The organism is Pseudomonas lundensis (assembly GCF_015377145.2).
Lineage (GTDB): Bacteria > Pseudomonadota > Gammaproteobacteria > Pseudomonadales > Pseudomonadaceae > Aquipseudomonas > Aquipseudomonas lundensis.
The window spans coordinates 518,177-541,089 of record NZ_CP062158.2 but is presented as its reverse complement, the minus strand read 5'-3'; the positions used below and the strand labels follow the sequence as shown (position 1 = coordinate 541,089).

Annotated in this window: 21 protein-coding genes; 10 read left to right on the top strand and 11 right to left on the bottom strand. The window is 60.5% G+C overall.

Annotated features, from left to right (window positions below; genetic code table 11):
* Window positions 1-92: 92 nt before the first annotated feature.
* The 9 genes from IF654_RS02810 to IF654_RS02770 all read left to right on the top strand — a co-directional run bounded on the left by IF654_RS02810 (window position 93) and on the right by IF654_RS02770 (window position 10,385).
* Window positions 93-1,775 (top strand): flavin monoamine oxidase family protein, encoded by a 1,683-nt coding sequence (locus IF654_RS02810; RefSeq protein ID WP_047281417.1) that lies wholly within the window; start codon window positions 93-95, stop codon window positions 1,773-1,775.
* A gap of 35 nt (window positions 1,776-1,810) precedes the next feature.
* Entirely contained in the window at window positions 1,811-2,605 is a 795-nt protein-coding gene (locus IF654_RS02805) for a carbon-nitrogen hydrolase family protein (RefSeq protein WP_194862773.1), read from the top strand.
* 48 nt (window positions 2,606-2,653) lie between these two features.
* Window positions 2,654-5,098 carry a pyrroloquinoline quinone biosynthesis protein PqqF gene (gene pqqF, locus IF654_RS02800; protein ID WP_194862774.1) on the top strand — a complete coding sequence of 815 codons (2,445 nt, stop codon included), beginning with the start codon at window positions 2,654-2,656 and terminating at the stop codon, window positions 5,096-5,098.
* Between the two features lie 154 nt (window positions 5,099-5,252).
* Entirely contained in the window at window positions 5,253-5,327 is a 75-nt protein-coding gene (gene pqqA, locus IF654_RS02795) for a pyrroloquinoline quinone precursor peptide PqqA (RefSeq protein WP_003444522.1), read from the top strand.
* A gap of 86 nt (window positions 5,328-5,413) precedes the next feature.
* Window positions 5,414-6,325: a pyrroloquinoline quinone biosynthesis protein PqqB gene (gene pqqB, locus IF654_RS02790; protein WP_047279331.1), complete on the top strand. Its 912-nt coding sequence runs from the start codon at window positions 5,414-5,416 to the stop codon at window positions 6,323-6,325.
* A 105-nt stretch (window positions 6,326-6,430) separates the two neighbouring features.
* Entirely contained in the window at window positions 6,431-7,183 is a 753-nt protein-coding gene (gene pqqC / locus IF654_RS02785; RefSeq protein WP_047278051.1) for a pyrroloquinoline-quinone synthase PqqC, read from the top strand.
* Entirely contained in the window at window positions 7,180-7,455 is a 276-nt protein-coding gene (gene pqqD, locus IF654_RS02780; RefSeq protein ID WP_047279333.1) for a pyrroloquinoline quinone biosynthesis peptide chaperone PqqD, read from the top strand. Before pqqC ends, pqqD begins: the two co-directional genes overlap by 4 nt.
* Window positions 7,427-8,593 carry a pyrroloquinoline quinone biosynthesis protein PqqE gene (pqqE, locus tag IF654_RS02775; protein ID WP_047278055.1) on the top strand — a complete coding sequence of 389 codons (1,167 nt, stop codon included), beginning with the start codon at window positions 7,427-7,429 and terminating at the stop codon, window positions 8,591-8,593. The genes pqqD and pqqE overlap by 29 nt, the downstream gene beginning before the upstream one ends.
* The gene (locus IF654_RS02770; RefSeq protein ID WP_194862775.1) at window positions 8,559-10,385 is read left to right on the top strand and encodes a S9 family peptidase; all 1,827 of its coding nucleotides are present in this window, start codon (window positions 8,559-8,561) and stop codon (window positions 10,383-10,385) included. Before pqqE ends, IF654_RS02770 begins: the two co-directional genes overlap by 35 nt.
* A gap of 89 nt (window positions 10,386-10,474) precedes the next feature.
* Here the strand turns inward: IF654_RS02770 and IF654_RS02765 are convergent, their stop codons facing one another.
* Both IF654_RS02765 and IF654_RS02760 read right to left on the bottom strand, forming a co-directional pair.
* Window positions 10,475-10,633, bottom strand: coding sequence for a YqaE/Pmp3 family membrane protein (locus tag IF654_RS02765; RefSeq protein ID WP_047278059.1), 159 nt, complete (start codon window positions 10,631-10,633; stop codon window positions 10,475-10,477).
* A 191-nt stretch (window positions 10,634-10,824) separates the two neighbouring features.
* Window positions 10,825-12,108 carry an aspartate aminotransferase family protein gene (locus IF654_RS02760; RefSeq protein ID WP_194862776.1) on the bottom strand — a complete coding sequence of 428 codons (1,284 nt, stop codon included), beginning with the start codon at window positions 12,106-12,108 and terminating at the stop codon, window positions 10,825-10,827.
* A 229-nt stretch (window positions 12,109-12,337) separates the two neighbouring features.
* Between IF654_RS02760 and IF654_RS02755 the strand changes: the two genes are divergently transcribed.
* On the top strand, window positions 12,338-13,237 hold the full coding sequence (locus IF654_RS02755) for a LysR family transcriptional regulator (protein ID WP_047278062.1): 900 nt from the start codon (window positions 12,338-12,340) through the stop codon (window positions 13,235-13,237).
* Window positions 13,238-13,508: 271 nt separating this feature from the next.
* On the opposite strand, the gene IF654_RS02750 is transcribed toward IF654_RS02755, so the two are convergent.
* From IF654_RS02750 to bioF, 9 genes are all read right to left on the bottom strand, one after another.
* On the bottom strand, window positions 13,509-15,287 hold the full coding sequence (locus IF654_RS02750) for an acyl-CoA dehydrogenase C-terminal domain-containing protein (RefSeq protein ID WP_047278063.1): 1,779 nt from the start codon (window positions 15,285-15,287) through the stop codon (window positions 13,509-13,511).
* 126 nt (window positions 15,288-15,413) lie between these two features.
* A complete protein-coding gene (locus IF654_RS02745) occupies window positions 15,414-16,706 on the bottom strand; it encodes a GGDEF domain-containing protein (protein ID WP_194862777.1) in 1,293 nt (430 codons plus the stop codon).
* A gap of 270 nt (window positions 16,707-16,976) precedes the next feature.
* Entirely contained in the window at window positions 16,977-18,782 is a 1,806-nt protein-coding gene (locus IF654_RS02740; RefSeq protein ID WP_047283209.1) for a phenylacyl-CoA dehydrogenase, read from the bottom strand.
* An 86-nt stretch (window positions 18,783-18,868) separates the two neighbouring features.
* Window positions 18,869-19,027 carry a hypothetical protein gene (locus tag IF654_RS02735; protein WP_156466845.1) on the bottom strand — a complete coding sequence of 53 codons (159 nt, stop codon included), beginning with the start codon at window positions 19,025-19,027 and terminating at the stop codon, window positions 18,869-18,871.
* Window positions 19,028-19,067: 40 nt separating this feature from the next.
* Window positions 19,068-19,364, bottom strand: coding sequence for a pyrroloquinoline quinone biosynthesis protein PqqE (locus IF654_RS02730; protein ID WP_094988977.1), 297 nt, complete (start codon window positions 19,362-19,364; stop codon window positions 19,068-19,070).
* 120 nt (window positions 19,365-19,484) lie between these two features.
* Window positions 19,485-20,165 carry a dethiobiotin synthase gene (bioD, locus tag IF654_RS02725; protein WP_047278070.1) on the bottom strand — a complete coding sequence of 227 codons (681 nt, stop codon included), beginning with the start codon at window positions 20,163-20,165 and terminating at the stop codon, window positions 19,485-19,487.
* Window positions 20,162-20,962: a malonyl-ACP O-methyltransferase BioC gene (gene bioC / locus IF654_RS02720; RefSeq protein WP_047281425.1), complete on the bottom strand. Its 801-nt coding sequence runs from the start codon at window positions 20,960-20,962 to the stop codon at window positions 20,162-20,164. Before bioC ends, bioD begins: the two co-directional genes overlap by 4 nt.
* Window positions 20,955-21,674 carry an alpha/beta fold hydrolase gene (locus IF654_RS02715; protein ID WP_070414809.1) on the bottom strand — a complete coding sequence of 240 codons (720 nt, stop codon included), beginning with the start codon at window positions 21,672-21,674 and terminating at the stop codon, window positions 20,955-20,957. Before IF654_RS02715 ends, bioC begins: the two co-directional genes overlap by 8 nt.
* Complete coding sequence (bioF, locus tag IF654_RS02710) at window positions 21,667-22,839, bottom strand: 8-amino-7-oxononanoate synthase (RefSeq protein ID WP_194862778.1); 1,173 nt, start codon at window positions 22,837-22,839, stop codon at window positions 21,667-21,669. Before bioF ends, IF654_RS02715 begins: the two co-directional genes overlap by 8 nt.
* Window positions 22,840-22,913: the final 74 nt, after the last annotated feature.

Genomic DNA, 22,913 nt, shown 5'->3' with positions numbered 1-22,913 from the left:
TTGCGTCTTAATAACGTGTTCTGTGCTCCCTATCATGGTGCCTGTCTTTTCCTATACTCAGCGTTAAGCGCGGGTCGCCAGCAAGGTCAGCCATGAATAAGAACAATCGCCACCCGAATGACGGCAAAAAACCGATCACCATTTTCGGCCCCGATTTCCCTTTTGCCTTCGACGACTGGATCGAACACCCAGCCGGTCTGGGGAGTATTCCCGCACATAAACTGGGCGCAGAGGTCGCGATTGTCGGTGCTGGCATGGCGGGAATGGTCGCCGCGTATGAGTTGATGAAGCTCGGCCTCAAGCCTGTGGTGTACGAGGCCTCGAAAATGGGCGGACGTTTGCGCTCGCAAGCGTTTGAAGGCAGTGAAGGCGTCATCGCCGAGCTGGGCGGGATGCGCTTTCCGGTGTCCTCTACCGCCTTCTATCACTATGTCGACAAACTCGGGCTTGAGACCAAACCGTTCCCCAACCCGCTGACACCCGCTTCTGGCAGCACCGTAATTGATCTCGAAGGACAAACCTTCTACGCGCAAAAACTGTCGGACCTGCCTGCACTGTTTCAGGAAGTGGCTGACGCGTGGGCGGATGCACTGGAAGCAGGGTCGCAATTTGGCGATATCCAGCAGGCCATTCGCGATCGCGATGTCCCGCGTTTGAAAGCGTTGTGGAACACCCTGGTTCCGCTGTGGGACGACCGCACGTTTTATGACTTTGTCGCGACCTCCAAAGCCTTTGCCAAACTCTCGTTCCAACACCGCGAAGTGTTCGGTCAGGTCGGCTTCGGGACGGGCGGCTGGGACTCAGACTTCCCCAATTCAATGCTCGAGATCTTCCGCGTGGTCATGACCAACTGCGATGACCATCAACACCTGGTGGTGGGCGGGGTTGAGCAGGTGCCGCTGGGAATCTGGCGCCACGCGCCGCAGCGCTGTGCTCACTGGCCGGAAGGCACCAGCCTCAGTTCGTTGCACCATGGCGCACCACGAACCGGGGTCAAGGCGATTTCCCGTACAGACGACGGTTTGTTTTCTGTCACCGACAACCTCGGTGTGACCCGCCCGTTCGAGGCAGTGTTGGTGACGTGCCAAAGCTGGCTGCTGACCACCCAGATCGAGTGCGAAGAAGCGCTGTTCTCGCAAAAGATGTGGATGGCGCTCGACCGCACGCGCTACATGCAATCGTCCAAAACCTTCGTCATGGTCGACCGCCCGTTCTGGAAAGACAAAGACCCGGAAACCGGCCGCGACCTGATGAGCATGACCCTCACCGACCGCCTGACCCGTGGCACTTATTTGTTCGATAACGGCGACGACAAACCAGGCGTTATTTGCCTGTCGTACTCATGGATGAGCGATGCGCTGAAAATGCTGCCGCATCCCGTCGAAAAACGCGTGAAGCTGGCCTTGGACGCGTTGAAAAAGATCTACCCCAACGTCGACATCGCCAGCCGGATTATTGGCGACCCGATCACCGTTTCGTGGGAAGCCGACCCGCACTTCCTGGGGGCTTTCAAAGGCGCACTGCCCGGTCATTACCGCTACAACCAGCGCATGTACGCGCACTTTATGCAGCAGGAGATACCGGCAGAACAACGCGGAATTTTCATCGCCGGCGACGATGTGTCGTGGACACCTGCCTGGGTGGAAGGAGCGGTACAGACCTCCTTGAACGCCGTGTGGGGCATCATGACCCACTTTGGCGGACGCACCCACGCCGACAATCCCGGGCCGGGCGATGTGTTTAACGACATCGGCCCAATCGCCCTGCCGGATTGAACCGCGCGCCAACCCACCCGGAACAGGAGAACCCCATGCGCGTCGCCCTTTACCAATGCCCGCCCCTGCAACTGGACATCGCGGGCAACTTGAAACGCCTGAGCCTCGTTGCCCAGCACAACCCCGGGGTTGATCTGCTGGTGCTGCCCGAAATGTTCCTGACGGGGTACAACATTGGTCAGCCTGCCGTGGCGCAATTGGCTCAACCCCACGACGGCGACGCGGCCCGAGCAATCGCCCAAATAGCCAAAGCCTGCAACATGGCCATTGCTTACGGTTACCCGGAGCTGGGTGCGGACGGCCGCCTCTACAACAGCGCGCAACTGATCGATTGCCACGGCCAACCCCTGCTCAACTACCGCAAAACCCACTTGTTCGGGACGCTTGACCACGCCCAGTTCAGCGCCGGCGAAGAAGCGTACCCCGTGGTCGAGCTCAACGGCTGGAAGGTCGGCATGCTGATTTGCTATGACCTGGAGTTTCCGGAGAACACGCGGCGTCTGGCCCTGGCCGGCGCGCAATTGATCGTTGTGCCCACCGCCAACATGCAACCCTACGACTTCATTGCCGATGTCACGGTGCGCAGCCGTGCGTTTGAAAATCAGTGTTACGTGGCCTACGCCAATTACTGTGGCCGCGAAGACACGCTTCATTATTGCGGCCAAAGCAGCATCGCAGCGCCAAATGGCCAGCAAGTAGCACTGGCTCAACGGGACGAAACGGTGATCGCCGCCGAGCTTGATCCACAAAAACTGACGGACGCGAAGGCGGGAAACAACTACTTGGCCGACCGCCGTCCGGAACTTTACGGTGCGCTGAGCGCGCGCTGATTGCCAGTAATCCGCTAGCATGAGCGCTTCTCTGTAACGGAAGTGCCCATGCCCGCGTTGAACACCCCAGACCTCCTACGCCTGACCACCCGCAATGGTCTGACGCTGACCGTGCGCCATGTCCCACGGCTCACGCGCAGCGCAGCTTGCGTCCGAGTGGCCGTGGGCAGTCATGACGTACCCGCCGACTGGCCGGGGCTGGCGCATTTTCTGGAGCATTTGTTGTTCCTCGGCACCGAGCGCTTCCCCGCGGCGCAGGGCCTGATGGCCTATGTGCAACAGCATGGCGGGCACCTCAACGCGCGCACCAGCGAACGCCATACCGACTTCTTTTTTGAATTGCCCCCCGAAGCCTTTGCGGGCGGGCTGGATCGCCTGTGCGACATGCTGGCTCATCCGCGTCTGGATCCGGACGACCAGCGGCGCGAACGCGAAGTGCTGCACGCGGAATTCATTGCCTGGGCCCGCGAGCCTTCGGCGCAACGCGACCTGCAAAGGCTTCAACCGCTCAACGCCACACACCCGCTGCGGGGCTTCCACGCGGGCAATCGCTACAGCTTGCCCGTGCCACGCGCAGCCTTTCAGCGCGCCTTGACGCATTTCCATGAGCAGTTTTACCGAACCGGGCACATGACCTTGAGCCTGGTGGGCCCGCAATCGCAGGACACGCTGATCGCACTCGCCGAGCGTTACAGCCTTGAGCTTCAACCGGGTAAGGCCGCCACGCCACAGCCCCCGCCGCCTCTGATGAGCGAGGGTTCGTCACAGTACGTCCAGGTCGAGGGTTCACACGTGGACCTGATGTTTACCTTGGAGCAGCTACCCACTGCATCAGAAGAAGCGCTGGCATTCCTGTGTCACTGGATCAACGCCGACAAACCGGGCGGACTTCTCGCTCACTTACGTCAGCAGCAACTGACCGACAGCCTGCGTGCCACGCCGGTGTACCAGTTTCAGAACCAGGCCCTGCTCGGCCTGACGTTCACAGGGTCGACTGACATGACAACCAAGGCTCAACCGATCCGCGACGCTGTCGACGACTGGTTGTGTTTTTTCAGCGCTCAGCAACCCTGGACCGGCCTGCGCAACGAATACCGACGCCTACAGCAGCGTCAGCAACGGGTCAGCAGCGCCTTGGAATTGGCCCACCGCGATCTTCAGCACTATCCGGTAGAGCTGTCAGACCACGGGGTTGAAGCACTGGCGGTGATCCTGAAACACATGCAAACCGAGCCCCGCCCGAGCGGGCAGCACGCCTGGCAATTACCCACACCCAATCCCTTCCTCATATCGGAGAAACACCCCGTGACCGCTGGCCTTATTCGTGGACAAACCAGTGCCCATCGCGGCTTGCGCACGTTTGCCCAGGACCGCTTGCGCAGCCGCCGCGAAGTATCGGCCATGACGTTCAGCCCTGCTCTCGCGAACCCCAATGGCGAAGCCGCTGTGTACGTGCGCTGGCACTTGGGCGTGACCCCTGCCCCCTCGCTGTTACCGGCGCTGCAACACCGCCTGCTGACACTGCAACACGATGCGCGCGAAGCGGGCGTTGAAATGTCGCTCATCGCGCAGGGCAATGACTGGTTGCTGAAGTTGCATGGCCTGCAAGAGCCGATGCCTGCCATTCTCGAACACGCGCTGCCATTGCTCACCCCGCTGACGGATGATGCGCCGGGAGCGACGCCGCAAACGCCACTGATGCCCATCCGCCAGTTACTCAAACGCCTGCCGGAACTGCACACCCGCTTCGCACTGCCTGCGGCTGACACCCTGCAGCATGTCTGGCCATCCGCCCGATGGCACGGTCTGGCGGTGGGCGTTTCCCCGGCCAGTCAACCCATGATCAGCAGCGCGCTCAGCAAAGCCCCCGGCACCCCGGACCCGCACCTGACGCACGCCGTCGAAGCACCCTCAGCACGCCACTGGCACACCGAACCGTGCGAGTCGAGCGAACAGGCGTTGCTGCTGTTCTGCCCGGCACCGCGGGCCGACCTCACGCAAGAAGCCGCCTGGCGACTGCTGGCCCATCTGGCGCAAACCCCGTTCTATCAGCGTCTGCGGGTGGAGCAGCAAATGGGTTACGCCGTGTTCAGCGGCGTGCGCCAGCTTGGCGACAGAACCGGCCTGCTGCTGGGGGTGCAATCGCCTCAAGCCACGACGGCAGACATCTTCGAGCAGGTCCGCACTTTCCTCGGGCAATTGCCGCAGCAGATTGCCGCACTGGATGAAGCGTCTTTCATCGAGGCACGCACCGCACTGGCTCAACAGTTCTCAGCCGAGGCCCTCAGCCTGGCTCAAGCCGCCGACCTGCTCTGGCACGCTCAACAGGCGGGCCACTCGTCGGATTACCTCAAGGTGCTCTACAACGCACTTATGACGCTGGACCGAGCCACTACACTCAAGGCAGCTGAGTGCCTCAATGACCCGGACAGCGACTGGCTGTGCATGGCCACCGAGCCGCAAACTGAATCGTTTTATCAGCGTAGAAGCTGATTTTTACCATCCACGTAATGAGCTTTCTTCGACTTTGGTCGTTCATGCTCAGTCAAATTTAGTAACATAGCCACCTAAGCATCTGAACATCTCCTTCGGGAGCTGGACTAAGTTAAAGACACCCCACCCACCCCCACTGCTAAGGAGTCACCTCATGGCTTGGACTAAACCGGCTTACACCGATCTGCGCATTGGCTTTGAAGTCACCATGTACTTCGCAAGCCGTTGATCTGCCGCTTTTATTGAGCAGAGCAACCCAACGCCTCGGTTCGCCGGGGCGTTTTTATTTTCAGATTTGCAAGAGAACAGCCTCCCATGTTCGTCCAGATTCTAGGTTCCGCCGCTGGCGGCGGGTTCCCGCAGTGGAACTGCAACTGCGTCAACTGTGCCGGTTTTCGCGAGGGCACCTTGCGCGCCACAGCCCGTACCCAGTCTTCCATTGCGATCTCCGATGACGGCGTGAACTGGGTGCTGTGCAACACCTCGCCCGACATCCGCGCCCAGCTCCAGAGCTTCGCCCCCATGCAGCCCGGCCGCGCCCTGCGTGATACCGGGATCAGTGCCATCATCCTGATGGACAGCCAGATCGACCACACCACCGGCCTGTTGAGCCTGCGCGAAGGTTGCCCGCATGATGTCTGGTGCACCGACATGGTCCACGAGGACCTGAGCACCGGTTTCCCGCTGTTCACCATGCTCAAGCACTGGAACGGCGGCCTGAACTGGCACCGCATCGAACTCGAAGGGTCGTTCACCATCCCGGCCTGCCCGAACCTGCGCTTCAGCCCGTTGCCGCTACGCAGCGCTGCGCCGCCGTACTCGCCGCACCGCTTCGACCCGCACCCGGGCGACAACATCGGCCTGATCGTCGAAGACCTGCGCACCGGCGGCAAACTGTTCTATGCACCAGGGTTGGGCAAAGTGGATGCGCCCTTGCTCGACATCATGGCCAGCAGCGATTGCCTGCTGGTGGACGGCACGATGTGGGATGACGACGAAATGCAGCGCCGCGGTGTCGGCACGCGCACCGGCCGTGAGATGGGCCACCTTGCACAAAATGGCCCCGGCGGCATGCTCGAAGTGCTGGAGCAATTGCCCGAGCAACGCAAAGTGCTGATACACATTAACAACACCAACCCGATCCTCGACGAAGACTCCGCCGAACGTGCCGAACTGGTCCGCCGTGGCGTAGAAGTCGCCTTTGATGGCATGAGCATCGAGTTGTAAGCCACACCCTGTCGCTGCCACACGCTGCGTTCACGGACGCAGCGCTCAGGTCGGCGTCACCCCCCTGCGGCAGCAACGACACACCGTATTTTCTGGAGGCACCCGATGACCCAAGCCCCACTGTCCAAAACCGAGTTCGAAGCCGCATTGCGAGCCAAGGGCGCGTATTACCACATCTACCACCCGTATCAGGTGGCGATGTACGAAGGCCGCGCCACGCGCGAACAGATCCAGGGCTGGGTCGCCAACCGCTTCTACTATCAAGTCAACATCCCGCTCAAGGACGCCGCGATTCTGGCCAACTGCCCTGACCGCGAAGTACGCCGCGAGTGGATTCAGCGCTTGCTCGATCACGATGGCGCCCCCGGCGAAGACGGCGGTATCGAAGCCTGGTTGCGCTTGGGGCAGGCCGTCGGCCTTGACCCGGATCAACTGCGCTCCCAAGAGCTGGTGCTGCCCGGCGTCCGGTTTGCCGTGGATGCCTACGTCAACTTTGCCCGCCGCGCCACTTGGGAAGAAGCCGCCAGCAGCTCGCTGACCGAAATGTTTGCCCCGCAGATCCATCAGTCGCGTCTCGACAGCTGGCCGCAGCATTACCCGTGGATCGACCCGGCGGGCTACGAATACTTCCGCACGCGTCTGGGCCAGGCACGCCGCGACGTCGAGCATGGGCTGGCTATCACGTTGCAGCACTACACCACGTGGGAAGGCCAGCAGCGCATGCTGGAAATTCTCCAGTTCAAACTGGACATCCTTTGGAGCATGCTCGACGCCATGACCATGGCTTACGAGCTGGACCGCCCGCCGTACCACAGCGTGACCGACCAACGCGTCTGGCATAAAGGAATCACCCTATGAGCTTCGATCGCAGCAAAATCCCGACCTGGCGCCCCGGCTATCGTTTCCAGTACGAGCCCGCGCAAAAAGGCCACGTGCTGCTCTACCCCGAAGGCATGATCAAACTCAATGACAGCGCCGCGCTGATCGGCGGCCTGATCGATGGCCAGCGCGACGTCGCGGCCATCATTGGCGAACTGGATGCACAGTTCCCCGACGTTCCCGAGCTCGGTCAAGACATCGAGCAATTTATGGAGGTCGCTCGTGCAGAGCACTGGATCGAACTGGCCTGACAGCCGGGTGCCACCCACGCCAGAAGTCGGCTTGCCGCTGTGGTTATTGGCGGAGCTGACCTACCGCTGCCCGCTGCAATGCCCGTACTGCTCCAACCCGCTGGATTTCGCCCAACAAGGCAAAGAGCTGACCACCGAACAGTGGATCAAGGTGTTTCGCGAAGCGCGCGAAATGGGCGCCGCACAACTGGGCTTCTCGGGCGGCGAACCCTTGGTGCGTCAGGACTTGGCCGAACTGATTGGTGAGGCGCGCACGCTGGGGTTCTACACCAACCTCATCACCTCCGGCATTGGCCTGACCGAGCAAAAAATCAGCGACTTCAAAAAGGCCGGTCTGGACCATATCCAGATCAGTTTTCAGGCCAGCGACGAGCAAGTGAACAACCTGCTCGCCGGGTCGAAAAAAGCCTTCGCACAAAAGCTGGAGATGGCCCGCGCCGTCAAGGCTCACGGCTACCCGATGGTGCTCAACTTTGTGACCCATCGACACAACATCGACAAAATCGACCGCATCATCGAGCTGTGCATCGCGCTGGAGGCCGACTTCGTCGAACTCGCCACCTGCCAGTTCTACGGCTGGGCGCAGCTCAACCGCGTGGGTTTGCTGCCCACCCGCGAGCAATTGGTGCGGGCCGAACGCATCACCAACGAATACCGCGCCAAACTTGAGGCCCAAGGGCATCCCTGCAAGCTGATATTCGTCACCCCGGACTATTACGAGGAACGCCCCAAAGCCTGCATGAATGGCTGGGGCAGCATCTTTTTGACCGTCACCCCGGACGGCACCGCGTTGCCCTGCCATGGTGCGCGGCAGATGCCGGTTCAGTTCCCCAACGTGCGCGACCACAGCATGCAACACATCTGGTACGACTCGTTTGGCTTCAACCGTTTCCGCGGGTATGACTGGATGCCCGAACCCTGCCGCTCCTGCGACGAGAAGGAAAAGGACTTCGGCGGCTGTCGCTGCCAGGCGTTCATGCTGACGGGCGACGCCAGCAACGCCGACCCGGTGTGCAGCAAGTCACCGCACCACGACCTGATCCTCAAGGCGCGCGAAGAAGCCGAGCACGCCACCCAAACCATTGAGCAACTGGCCTTCAGAAATGACCGAAACTCACGACTCATCGCCAAAGGCTGAACCGTTCAGCGCCGCCCTCGCCGTGGCCGCCGGGGTGGATTTTGCCGAATTGAAACTCGGCCGCCACGGCCTGTTCTGGAACGAATATCGCCCCCAGGACGCGGCCTGCCGCCTCTGGCACTGGCGCGACGGTCAGGCGCACTGCCTGACACCCAACGGCTTCAGCGTGCGCAGTCGTGTGTATGAGTACGGCGGCGGGTCGTTTTGCCTGAGCGATGACGGCGTGGTGTTCGTCAACGAGGCCGATCAACAGGTGTATGTGCAAACGCTGGAGGGCACTGCGCCTCACGCCCTGACCCAAGGCAACTGCCGCTATGGCGATGTGCAGTTTGCCCATGGGCAGGTGCTGGCGGTCGAAGAAGACAACGACCGTCATCGTTTGGTCAGCTTTGACACCGCTTCGCGGGCGCGCCACGTACTGGCCGAAGGCGCTGATTTTTATGCGGCGCCGACGCTCAGCCCGGACGGTCAGCGTCTGGCGTGGATCGAGTGGTATCGCCCGCATCAGCCGTGGACCTCAACCCGCTTGATGGTCGCCCGGCGCAGTCACGAAAACCATTGGCAAGCGCCGCAGTGCATCGCGGGCGAGGAGTCGCTGCAACAACCGCGTTTCGATGAGCACAACCGCCTGTACTGCCTGACGGACCGCGAAGGTTTCTGGCAACCGTGGATCGAATCGTCCGGGGGCTTGAAGCGCTTGCCGTGCGAGCGCGCCGACCATGCGCCTGCGCCCTGGCAGCTAGGTGGCAACACCTGGCAACCGCTGAGTGACAACGCGTATGTCGCCAGTTGGACGCAAGACGGTTTCGGACGCTTGGGCATACGCGCATCCGACGCCAGCCTTGAGGATTACACAGGCGAATACAGCCGTTTCCGCAGTCTGGCGCTGGATGACGACGCCCTTTATTGCATCGCGGCCTCACCGGTAAGCCCCTCGGCCATCCTTCGCATTGCCCGCAACAGCCGGCAGGTGACGGTGTTGGCCGGTGGGGTGGCGCCATTGCCAGCTGATCGCGTCAGCCGCCCGCAAACGCTGCGCTACCCCACGGCGGGGGGCGAGGCTCATGGATTTTTCTACCCGGCGATGCACGGCGAAAAACAGCCGCCGCTGGTGGTGTTTATCCATGGTGGCCCGACCTCGGCGTGTTATCCGATGCTCGACCCGCGCATTCAATACTGGACGCAACGCGGCTTTGCCGTCGCGGACCTCAACTACCGGGGTAGCACCGGCTATGGCCGCGAGTACCGGCAGGCGCTGCACCTGAAATGGGGTGACGTGGATGTGGAGGATGCCTGTGCAGTGGTCAGCTATCTGGCCGATCAGGGGTTGATCGATCGCCAGCATGCCTTCATTCGCGGCGGCAGCGCAGGCGGTTACACCACGCTGTGCGCGCTGGCATTCAAGGACGTATTTCGGGCAGGCGCCAGTCTGTACGGGGTCAGCGACCCGGTGGCGCTGGCACGCGATACCCATAAGTTCGAAGGCGATTACATGGAGTGGCTGATTGGCGATCCCGACCGGGATGCCGAGCGTTATGCCGCGCGCACGCCCTTGTTGCACGCCGCCAACATCCGCGTGCCGGTTATTTTCTTTCAAGGTGAGCTGGATGCGGTCGTGGTGCCACAGCAAACCCGCGACATGCTGAGCGCCTTGCAGGCGAACGGTATCCCTGCCAAAGCGTATTACTACCCCGACGAACGCCACGGGTTCCGCAAGGCCAGCAATCAGGCCCACGCCCTGGAGCAGGAATGGATGTTTTATCGGGAAGTGATGCAATCACCCCCTGAATAAGTCGGGCGAATCGCGGCCGGGCCACGAAGCTGCGTGGGGCGCAGCTTCGTGCGGATCGGTAACAGTGACCGATCAGGGCGAAAGGAAGGTTATCGCTTGGCGATGATGTACACCGCGTGGATCACGCCCGGGAAATACCCCAACAGCGTCAACAGAATATTGAGCCAGAAAGCACCGCCGAAACCGACTTGTAAAAACACACCCAGCGGCGGCAGCAGGATGGCAATGATGATTCGAATAATGTCCATGTGTTCAGTCCCCAATCAATGGTGGGCTCAATCAAGCCCTATGGTTAATCGACTCTGAGCACTGTCAAAAGGTTCAGTCGGTACTTTTCCACAGGCAAAAAAACGCCCCGTGCCGAACGAAACAGGCACGGGGCGATGCGTTATACCGCGAGACGGTTCTTTAAATTCTGTGTGTGACGGTGTGTCAGCGATTACGCCAACACGGCACGGCGACACTGCAACTGCGCGGTTCTGACCCGGGAAAACGCGCGGGCCAAACGCAGCAACATTTCATCAATATTGCCTTTGCTGACGCACAGCGCCGGGGTAAAGCGCAGGCAGTCGGGTTGCGGCGCGGTAATCAGCAAGCCTTCATACAACGCTGCTTTTACGACCTCATCTGCCGAATCATCCGACAGTGTCAGGCCCCACATCAGGCCCTGACCGCGTAATTCTCCCTGTGCATAACGATTGGCCAAACGCCCCAGGCCCTCGCGCAAGTGTTGCCCTGCGTCGCGAACCTGCTGCAAAAAGCCTTTTTCAACAAGCGTTTCCAGCACGGCACTGCCCGCTGCCGTCATCAGGGCATTGCCGTGATGCGTGCCGCCCAGCTCGTCCGCTTCCAGGCAACACGCTTTGCCGCGCGCCAGCAGCGCAGCCAGTGGCACACCACCGCCCAAGCCTTTGCCCAGGGTGATGACATCGGCACGAATGCCGTAATTCTGTTCCGCCAGCAGGGTGCCGCAGCGCCCCATACCGGTGTGGACCTCATCGAGAATCAGCAAAATGCCCAACTCCCGGCACAGGCGCTCGACCCCTTTGAGGTAATGCTCGGTCGCGGGAATCACCCCCGCTGCGCTCTGCACCGGTTCCAGCATGATGGCCACGGTTTGCGCATCGACCGCGGCATGCAACGCGGGTAGATCGTTGAACGGCACATTGATGAACCCCGGCAGTTGCGGCTCGAAACGGTTATCGAACGTGCCGCTGCCCGACGCCGACATCGCGCCAAAGCTGCGACCGTGACAACTGCCGGTCGCCGTGATGATCCGGTGAGCGCCGCCGCGATGCAGTTGGCCCCATTTGCGCGCCAGCTTGATCGCGCCTTCGTTAGCCTCGGCCCCGGTGTTCAAAAAATGCACCTGATCGCTGCCCGTGCTGTGGCACAGGCGTTCAGCCAGGTCCAGCATGCCGCGATTGAAAAAACCGGAGCCGGGGTTGATCAATGACTGCGCCTGTTCTGCGATCGCCCGGGTCAGCACGGCCGGGCTGTGGCCCAGACAATTGGCGGCCCCGCCCTGGGTGAAATCCAGGTAAGCCCGACTGTCGCTGTCCCACATCCAGGACCCCTGACCGCGCACGAAAACCTGCGCTGGCCGCTCTACGCTGGGCATCAAACACGCTCTGGATACGGCGTTATTCATAGGCAATGACTGAGGCTCAATCGCCAGCTCATCAAGGCTGGGGGATTGGCGACGCAGGTTAAACAGGTTCATGCACGCTGACCTTGTGACCATAAGCCGTTTCGATTTGCAACCGGGGGCGGGGCATATTCAGGGTGAATCCCTCTGCGGGGTTTTCTGCCTTGCCTATGCAAAATTGCGCTACGCCCATGCACTTCATTGGGCTCTGTGACGCTATGAGCCCTGTGGAATGGGCGTAGACTAGGCGCCTGACGGCGTTTGAGCCATTTCGTTTTTTAAGCATTTTCGATAAGTATTACTTATGGATTTCAAGCAACTGCGTTATTTCGTCGCGGTGTACGAAGAAGGTCATGTGGGGCGCGCTGCCGAACGGCTTTCCATCTCGCAACCGGCCCTTTCGCAACAGATCCGCCATCTCGAACATAACCTTGATGTCAGCCTGTTCGAGCGCAGCAGCAAACGCTTGCTGCCCACACTGGCCGCGCACACGTTGTATAACCACGCATTGCCACTGCTTGACGGGTTGCAGCGGGCGAAAGAAGCCTTGCGCAACTTTCAGGGCCAAGCCTTGCGCACCATTGCCATTGGCGTGTTGCAAACCGTCCACACCAGCTTGGTGCCGCAGATGCTGGAGCGAGTGCGTCAGGCGCAACCGCACCTGGTGGTGCAGATTTATGAGCTGACAGGCCTTGAGATTGAACGTCGCCTGCTCAATGGCTCACTCGACATCGGCATCAGCTACCTGCCGCCGCGCCAGCCAGGGTTACACGGCATGCTGCTGTACGAAGATGAGCTGCAACTGGTCATCCCGGCAGATCACCCACTGCGGGAATTCAAGAAGGTCTCGCTGACGCAGGCGGCAGAGTTGCCGATGCTGCTGTTGGGGGAAGAGTTTCAGGTGCGCCAGATCTGGCAGAGCCAATTGGCCAATCTGGGCCGTCGCCCACAGGTCCAGGCGGAGCTCAACAACATGGCCGGGATTCTCGACAGTTTGCCGCACACCAAATTGGCCACGGTGCTGCCGGGGCGTTCGCGTCACGAACACGACGACAAGGCGCTGCTCTGGAAACCGCTCAGCGAGCCGAGGGTGCCATTGAAAGTGGGGTTGGTGTGTCGAGATGTGCAACGCCAGCAAGCCACATTGGGGTTACTGCGCACGTTGCTTGAGGATGTGATCCAGCAGGAAGAAACCCCGCTCTAACGTTTACGATCCACGAGAAGGCTTGCTCCTACACGGCGTAAACATCTTTCTGCGCCACAAAAAGAAAACCCCGCCGAAGCGGGGTTTTGCAGACTGTTTCCCTGACATCCTTTTCACTCCGCCTTCCTGGCAGAATCCTACGTGTCCCTGTTGTTGCTTTGAGCTTCCTGCTCGACGTCCATGTGAAGTAGATTACCGCTGGATCCAATTCTGCGATATGGACGATTGGCAGCGCGTTGTGTAAGCAAATGCTTACATATGCCTAAACAGGTTAAAAATGTGCTTCATCCAGCAAATACAACGACTCGCTGCCCGCCTTGACCGACGCACTCAGAGAATGAATACGGGGCAGCAAACGCTCGAAATAGAAGCGTGCAGTGCCCATTTTGCTGACATAGAACGCGTCTTGCGCCTCCTTGCCCTTAGCGGCTTTGGCCATCATTGCCCACATGTAGGCATACGTTATGTAACCAAAAACGTGCAGGTACTCGACCGAGGCAGCGCCGATCTCGTTAGGGTTGGATTTCGCACGCTCCAGAACCCAGGCCGTCAACGCATCAAGTGTGTCCAAAGCTGACGCCAAAGGCGCCGTGAACTCATGCAGGTCACCGCAAGCCGACGCGATGAACTGACGGATTTCATCGGCGTACAAACGGTAATACGCGCCGTTATTACCCACGATCTTGCGCCCGACCAAGTCCAGCGCCTGAATACCGTTGGTGCCTTCGTAGATTTGCGTGATACGCACATCCCGCACCAGTTGCTCCTGGCCCCACTCACGGATGTAACCGTGACCGCCAAACACCTGCTGGCCGTGGACAGTTGTTTCGAGGCCCAGGTCGGTGATGAACGCCTTCGCCACCGGTGTCAGCAATGCCACCAGGGCATCGGCCCGCTCGCGGGCGCCCGGGTCATCGCTGAACTTGGCAATGTCCAGCTGATTGGCCACGTAGGTGGAAAAGGCACGTCCGCCTTCGTTCGACGCTTTCATGGTCAGCAGCATGCGACGCACGTCAGCGTGGACGATGATCGGGTCGGCGGCTTTGTCTTTGGCTTGAGCGCCAGTGGCTGCCCGGCCTTGCAGGCGATCACGCGCGTATTCCACCGCGTTCTGGTACGAGCGTTCGCCCGATGCCAGCCCCTGAATGCCTACCCCCAGACGCTCATAGTTCATCATGGTGAACATGGCCGCCAGGCCACGGTTCGGCTCGCCCACCAGGTAGCCGACAGCCTCGTCGAAGTTCATCACACACGTGGCCGAGGCCTGAATGCCCATTTTGTGTTCGATAGAGCCGCAGGTGACCGGGTTGCGCTGGCCGAGGCTGCCATCGGCATTGACCATGAACTTGGGCACCAGAAACAGCGAAATGCCTTTAGGCCCCGCCGGGGCGTCCGGCAGTTTGGCCAGCACCAAATGGATGATGTTTTCCGTCAGGTCGTGCTCACCACCGGTGATGAAAATCTTGGTGCCGCTGACCCGGTATGAGCCATCGGCCTGAGGCTCGGCCTTGGTCCGGATAATGCCCAGATCGGTGCCAGCGTGTGGCTCGGTCAAGCACATGGAACCGGCCCACACCCCGGCGTACATATTCGGCAAATAGGTGGCTTTCAGCGCATCGCTGGCATGGGCGTTGATCGACACGCAGGCACCGGCCGTCAGCATCGGGTACAGGCCGAACGCGAGGCTGGAGGAGTTGATCATCTCTTCAACTTGAGCCGACACCGCCTTGGGCATGCCCATGCCGCCGAACTCGGGATCGCCGCCGACGCCTACCCAGCCGCCCTCGGCGTACGTTTTATAGGCCTCGACAAAACCGGCGGGGGTGGTCACGACCGTGTCGTTCCAATGGCAACCTTCTTCATCACCGCTACGGCTCAACGGCGCGATGCTTTTGGCTGTCACTTTGCCCGCTTCTTCAAGAATGGCTTCAACCGTTTCGGCGTCCACGGTCTCGGCCAGTGCCGGCAGTGTTGCCCAAAGGGAGGCGACCTCGAACACTTCATTGAGGACGAAGCGCATATCGCGCAGGGGCGCTTTGTAATCAGCCATAGCAAACCTCGTAATCGCTAACGGTCAAAGCCCGGACGGGCCACGGATAGAAGTGGCACAGTCTAACTTAACAACGAGAGCGATACATAGGGTCGCCTAGTGACTGAATAGACAGATACAGTCACTTCAGGCCGGGGCTTCAGTGGTCCGGACGGCGCCCCGCCGGGTTTGGCCATAGGCAATGACGCAATTGCGGCCTGCACTCTTCGCACTGTAGAGCGCCTTGTCCGCCGCCTTGAGCACCTCTTCGGCCGTGCGCTGCTCCGGCATGCGCTCGGCGACGCCGATACTCACCGTGACCGACACACTGCTGGCCCGCGTGCCTGCACGGCGCTGTCGACCTTGTTGGTCATCTTGCGGGCGGCTTTCCTGATTACGTAAGTGGATGTTGTAAATGGCAATGGACTCACGCAACTCATCGAGATGCGGCATGCATTCGTCCAGGGTTTTGCCTGCGAAAACCAGCGCGAACTCCTCGCCGCCGTAGCGATAGGCACGGCCGCCGCCACCGACTTTGGACAGCTTGCTGGCAACCAGACGCAAGACCTGATCGCCGACATCGTGACCGTGGGTGTCGTTGAATTTCTTGAAATGATCGACGTCGCTCATGGCCAGAACGTAATTACGCCCCAACCGCTGCAAGCGTTCGTTCAATGCGCGACGCCCCGGCAAACCGGTCAGCTCGTCACGGAAAGCCATTTGATAGGCCTCGTGCGCCACAGCGGCGGCGATCATCAACATCACCTGGCTGCACATGATGTTGAGCGTGAACGGCAGGATGAACGTTTGCGGCAACATCCAGAACAGCCCCAGCAACCCCACCAATTGGGCCGCATGCAGCGGCCGGGGGTTGCGCCAGTACTGCCAGCCGAGCAGTACAAAACCGACAAAAAACACCGGATAAGACAATTGAATCAGGCTCATCCAGGCGCCATGCAAGGCGGGCCAGCGAATTTCTGCCAGCCAGTTCAGCAGCACCTGTGGGTAACTTTGCTCCAGCCCCAGCGCGACACTGCCGACCGCCAACAGCACAGCAAAACGCGCCACCAGATCCTGAAACAGGTGGGTGCGCTCCTCCCAGGCCGCGTAGAGGCTGTACAACAGCGGCAATAACAGTGAACACAAATGGAACACCACAGCGGCATCGGTGCGCACTTGTCCGTTGTCACGGTAGTAATCGGTCTGGGTATCGAGCAGAAAGTAGGCGATGTACACCGTCAGCATCAAAAACAGTTCGCGCTGACGCCGGTAGACCGCGCAGTAAGCACCGCCCAACAACAGCACCAGGGTGGGGAGCACATTGAACAATGAGGTAAAAAACACATTGAGGTCTTTGACATACGCAGCCGCCAGGCCCGCTGTCAGCAGCAGAATAGACGGCAAAAAGTGACTGAAACGTGCAGCAGAAGGACGCGACAAAAGTAAGGCTCCAACCTGAACAACCAAGTAGTGGCATTGTGCCTGCTTTTTCCGCAGTTAAGCACATTTGGCGACGTCCCGTTCGCCTCGGCCATAGGTTTTAACGGCTGATAAGGCGAAAGTCTTAGAGGATTTGTCGGGTTTAAATGTTGCAGGTCGAGACAGGCAAGGCGCAGCGCACGGCGTAGACGATGAATCACTTTGCCAACCACAAAAAAAGCCGCTTCCCCCGAAGGAGAAGCGGCTTTTGGAAGGGGACAGCGGCGGAGCTTAGTAGCCCAGGTCGAAGTCTTCTTCTTTCATGTCCATCAGGTTGGCGGCACCCGACAGCATGGCGGCCACGTGAGTGCGAGTGCGTGGCAGGATGCGCTGGAAGTAGAAGCGGGCGGTCTGCAATTTAGCTTTGTAGAACGCTTCTTCCGAGGTGCCAGCAGCCAGTTTCTCAGCCGCCAGACGCGCCATGTCAGCCCAGAAGTACGCCAGGCAGGCATAACCCGAATACATCAGGTAGTCGACCGAAGCCGCGCCCACTTCTTCACGGTCCTTCATGGCTGCCATGCCGACCTTCATGGTCAGTTCGCCCCATTCTTTGTTCAGCGCCGCCAACGGTGCGATGAACTCCTGAACGCCTTCGTTGCCTTCGTTGTTCTGGCAGAACTTGTGCACGATCTTGGTGAAGCCTTTGAGGGCTTCGCCTTGGGTCATCAACACTTTGCGGCCCAGCAGGTCGAGTGCCTGAATGCCGGTGGTGCCTTCGTACAGCATCGAAATACGGCTGTCGCGAACGTTTTGCTCCATGCCCCATTCAGAGATGAAACCGTGACCGCCGTAGATTTGAACGCCGTGGTTGGCGGCTTCAAAACCAACTTCGGTCATGAACGCTTTCGCGATCGGCGTCATGAACGCCAGCAGTGCGTCGGCCTTTTTCTTCTCTTCTTCATCAACGCCGTATTTCACGATGTCGACTTGCTTGGCAGTGAAGTAGACCATCGCACGGTTGCCTTCGGCGAAGGCCTTCATGGTCAACAGCATGCGACGCACGTCCGGGTGGACGATGATCGGGTCAGCGGCTTTTTCCGGGAATTTAGGGCCGGTAAGCGAACGCATTTGCAGGCGGTCACGGGCGTATTTCAGGCCGCCCTGGAAGCCGATTTCAGCGTGGGCCAGGCCTTGCAGCGCAGTGCCCAGACGGGCGGTGTTCATAAAGGTGAACATGCAGTTCAGGCCTTTGTTCGGCGGGCCGATCAGGAAACCGGTCGCGCCGTCAAAGTTCATCACGCACGTGGCATTACCGTGAATGCCCATTTTGTGCTCAAGCGAACCACAGCTCACTGCGTTGCGCTCACCGATGGTGCCATCGGCAGCGGGCACGAACTTGGGCACGATGAACAGCGAAATGCCCTTGGTGCCAGCCGGTGCATCCGGCAGGCGCGCCAGAACGATGTGGACGATGTTGTCGGCCATGTCGTGTTCACCGGCCGAGATGAAGATCTTGGTGCCGGAAACTTTGTACGAACCATCAGCCTGAGGCTCGGCCTTGGTGCGCAGCATGCCCAGGTCGGTGCCGCAGTGCGGCTCGGTCAGGCACATGGTGCCGGTCCACTCGCCCGTGACCAGCTTGCTCAGGTACGTCTCTTGCTGCTCGGGGGTGCCGTGCTCGGAGATGGTGTTCATCGCACCATGAGACAGGCCGGGGTACATGCCCCACGACCAGTTGGCTTCGCCCACCATTTCACTGACCGCCAAACCCAGCGACTCAGGCAGACCCTGACCACCGTGCGCGACGTCGTGAGCCAGGCTTGGCCAGCCGCCTTCAACGAATTGTTTGTAGGCTTCTTTGAAGCCGGTCGGGGTTTTAACGCCAGACTCGCTCCAGGTGCAGCCTTCGGTGTCACCCACACGGTTCAGAGGTGCCAGCACCTGTTCACAAAACTTGGCGCCTTCTTCAAGAATGGCGTCAACCATATCTGGAGTAGCGTCCTGGCAAGCCGGCAGGCTCTGATAGTGCGCTTCGTAACCGAGCAGTTCGTCACGTACGAAGCGAATATCACGCAAGGGGGCCTTGTAATCAGGCATAGCGATAAACCTCTGCTGATGAATCCGGGAATGAACAACCGCGTAGAATTTGTTATTGCGGTCAAACAGGTGTTTGAAACATACGTTTACGCCCATTTATTGTCAAGCAGCCGCAATACGCCGTTCGTCCCGACGGACACACGGCGACCTGCCTGTGAAAAAGCGTTGAAAACAGTTAAGCGCGACAATGCCGGGGTGGCGTCAGGCTGCGCCGGGCAGCCCTTGGGAAGATCCAGAGTGGACATCGACCCGGCCTGGTGCCGCGTCGAGGTCAACACCCGCAGATCAGGCGTAGGTATCGATCAACGTACCGACCATTTCGTCAGCCGTGCGTACCACTTTGGCGCCGAGTTCGACTTGTGCTTTGCCTACGCTTAAATCAGCCACATCACTGGCAATATCAGAAAGCTGGCTACGATCAACAGCACGCATGCGGTTGACTTGAGTGTCGGAGGATTGGCTACCCACCGCGCGATCAACCGTCGCACCGGCGATCTGCCCGGCGGCTTGGTCGACCCGGTTCTGCCCGGCCTGAACGGTGCTCAGACCCGCGTAAAACGCAGTGCTTCCTGAGATTTCCATGGCGGCATCATCCTTTGAAGAGGGAGTCGACCTTCATTCAAGCAGACCTGATGGCAAAAGGCCCGTCAAAAAAGCTCATGGCTGTTGGCCAGTCGATAGGCCCCGGCAATAGCGTCAGGTTCAGTCCAGCAGGTCCAGTTCAAGGTACTGCGCGACGGCCTCGGGGGTCGGTGACTTGAGTTTGGGCACTCGCCCCAAACACGGCGCAGGCAAGCGTTCGGCCAGGGTGGCGAGGTTTTCCTCAAGACGCGAAGTCTTCGGGTCAATGATATTGGCCACCCAGCCAGCCAGTTGCAGGCCATCCTGAGCAATCGCTTCAGCCGTGAGCAAGGCATGGCTGATGCACCCCAGCCTCACCCCCACCACCAGGATCACCGGCAAATCCAGACCCTGAGCCACATCCGACAAACTGTCCTGCCCCGACAACGGCACGCGCCAACCGCCTGCGCCTTCTATAAGGGTGAAATCGGCGCGCTGACGCAGGATGCGCTGCATCGGTGTGAGTAATGCCTGCACCGTCAGGGCCACGCCTGCCTCACGGGCCGCGATGTGCGGCGCGATGGCGGGTTCAAACGCGACCGGGTTGACCTCTTCATAGCTCAACGCAAGGGTGCATTGAGCCATCAATGCCAGCGCGTCTGCGTTACGCAGCCCCTCGGGCGTCACCTCGCACCCGGAGGCCACCGGTTTACCCGCCGCCGTGCTCAAGCCCGCCGCACGCGCGGCCTGTAACAGACCCGCCGCGACCGTGGTTTTGCCGACATCGGTGTCCGTACCGGTAATGAAATAAGCAGGACTCATCGCGGGTTCTCCAAAATGCCGTAAACCACCTGATACGTCGCCGGTAACCCTTGGGGCTGACGGAAGTGTTCATAAGCGGCCATCAACCCCTGAAGCCGCGCCCTGCCGGTCAAGCCTTCGGGCCGTCCCGGATTAAGGTTATGCGCGCCCAGGGCTTTGAGTTCATGGGTCAGGTGGCGCACCTGAGGGTAGTGCAGCACATGGGGCTGAGTCTGCAAGCTGAGCACTTGAAAACCACTGTCGGCACAGCGTTGCTGATACGCGGCGAACGACCGGAAACGGTTGACATGGACTTGCCCGTCAACCGCCTGCCAACTGTCGCGCAACTCGCTCAGCGTGCCGACGCACAGGCTGGCAAACGCCAACACCCCGCCCGGCCTGAGCACGCGCTGGGCTTCTTTGAGCACCCCGTCAAAATGCTCGCACCACTGCAACGCCAGGCTGGAAAAGATCAGGTCACAGCTGTTGTCTTGCAGCGGCAAGCACTCAGCGTCCCCGGCAATAAAGTGCTGCGCGCCGCCCAGCGGCCGCGCATAGGTGAGCATGCCCTGCGCGATATCCAGCGCCACGCCTTCACTGCCCGCAAATTGCTGACCCAGCACGCGACTGAAATACCCGGTGCCACTGCCCACATCCAGCCAGCGTCGGGGGCTCACATCAGGCGGTAATCGCCCGATCAATTCATGACCGACTGCCCGTTGCAATTCAGCCACGCTGTCATAACTGGCAGCCGCACGCGAAAACGACACCGCCACCAGACGCTTGTCCGGCAGGTTGCCCACACTCAGATCAGTCATCACCCAACTCGTTTAAAAAACTCTGGATCGCCGCCGCCAGTTCGTGGGGTGCTTGCAGAAGAAACGCGTGACAGGCCTGTTCCATCAGGCCCACTTGAACATCGGGCAATAACGCCAGCAAATCGCTGGCGGCCTGCGCGGGCACCAGCCCGTCTTGCCCGGCGAAAACGTGAAATTGCGGCCCGTTAAAGGCTTTGAGCGCCCCTCGGGTGTCCAGCGTAGCGAGCAGCTCAAGCCCCGCCAGCAGGGTATCCGGCTGCGCGTGCGGTGCGCCGTTGAGCAGCCGACTGGCCATGGCCTTGCCGTCACTGCACAACAAAGAAAAACGCTTCAACGTTGTGTTGGGCGCCTCCCGAAACCCGTTGATAAACGCTTCAAACGTGGCACCCGGCATGGCGCCCGGCCAGTCGTCGGTGCGGACAAAACGCGGGTTACTGGCCAGCGTCACCAACCCGCAGCAGCGCTCTGCCCGGCGCGCAGCCAGCTCACTGGCGAGCATGCCGCCCAAAGACCAACCGCCCAGCCAAACGTCTTGAGGCACAACAGCCTCCAGTTCATCCAGCCAGTCGTCCAACTGCGCCGACGCAAGCACCGGCAACGGTTCGATCTCAACCCGCAAGTGCTCGTTCAGCCCTCGCAAGGCGGCCGCCAAAGGCTCCAGCGGCGACACGCCAAGCCCCCAGCCCGGCAACAGAATCAAGCGGTCACGCATGGTTCGACTCCACGGTTGGCCAGCAGTCGTTTAATGCGTTTAACAGTAGCTGCACCTGGGCCTCGGTGTGCGCGGCCGACAAGGTGACGCGTAAACGCGCACCGCCAGCCGGCACCGTCGGCGGCCGGATGGCGGTCACCAGCAGGCCGCGCGCACGCAATTGCTGCGATAAACGCACCGCTTGCGCGCTGTCACCCACGAGGATGGGTTGAATCGGCGTAAAGCTGTCCATCAGTTGCAGGCCCATCTGCTCGGCCCCTTGACGAAACTGACCAATCAACCGGTTCAAGTGCTCACGTCGCCAGTGTTCACTGCGCAGCAGCTCAAGGCTTTTTAACGTCGCGCAGGCCAAGGCCGGGGGCTGGCTGGTGGTGTAGATGTAAGGGCGGGCGAACTGGATCAGGCTTTCGATCAACGCCTCACTGCCCGCCACAAACGCACCGCTGGTGCCGAAAGCTTTGCCGAGGGTTCCGATCAGCACGGGAACATCGTCCAGCCCCAAGCCGAAATGCTCGACAATCCCGCCGCCCGTGGCACCCAGCGCCCCAAAACCATGGGCATCATCGACCATCAGCCAGGCCCCTTTGGCCTTGGCTTCGCGGGCCAGCGCGGGCACCTCGCCCACATCGCCGTCCATGCTGAACACGCCGTCCGTGACCACCAGCGTATTACCGACCGCTTTCTCCAGACGCTTGGCCAAACTGGCGGCATCGTTGTGCAGATAACGACTGAATCGCGCCCCGCTCAACAAGCCCGCATCCAGCAGTGACGCGTGGTTGAGGCGATCTTCGAGCACCGTATCGCCCTGCCCCACCAGCGCCGTGACGGCCCCCAGGTTGGCCATGTAGCCATTGCTGAATAAGAGTGCGCGCGGGCGACCGGTGAATTCGGCCAGTGCTTCTTCCAGGGCGTGGTGCGGGCGGCTGTGACCGATCACCAAATGCGATGCACCGCCCCCGACGCCCCAGCGCGAAGCGCCCTGCTGCCAGGCTTCAATGACCTGCGGGTGATTGGCCAGGCCCAGGTAGTCGTTGTTGCAAAACGCCAATAACGGCTGCCCGTCGACCACCACTTGAGGGCCTTGCGGGCTTTCAAGCAAAGGGCGATGGCGATAGAGATTGTCCGCCCGGCGCGCAGCCAGACGGGCACTTAAATCAAAAGACATGCTGGGCGAGCCCTCTTGTAGCCACCGGCGCACGCTGCGACAGGCTGCGCGGCGGGCAAAGCCGGGCCGTTACA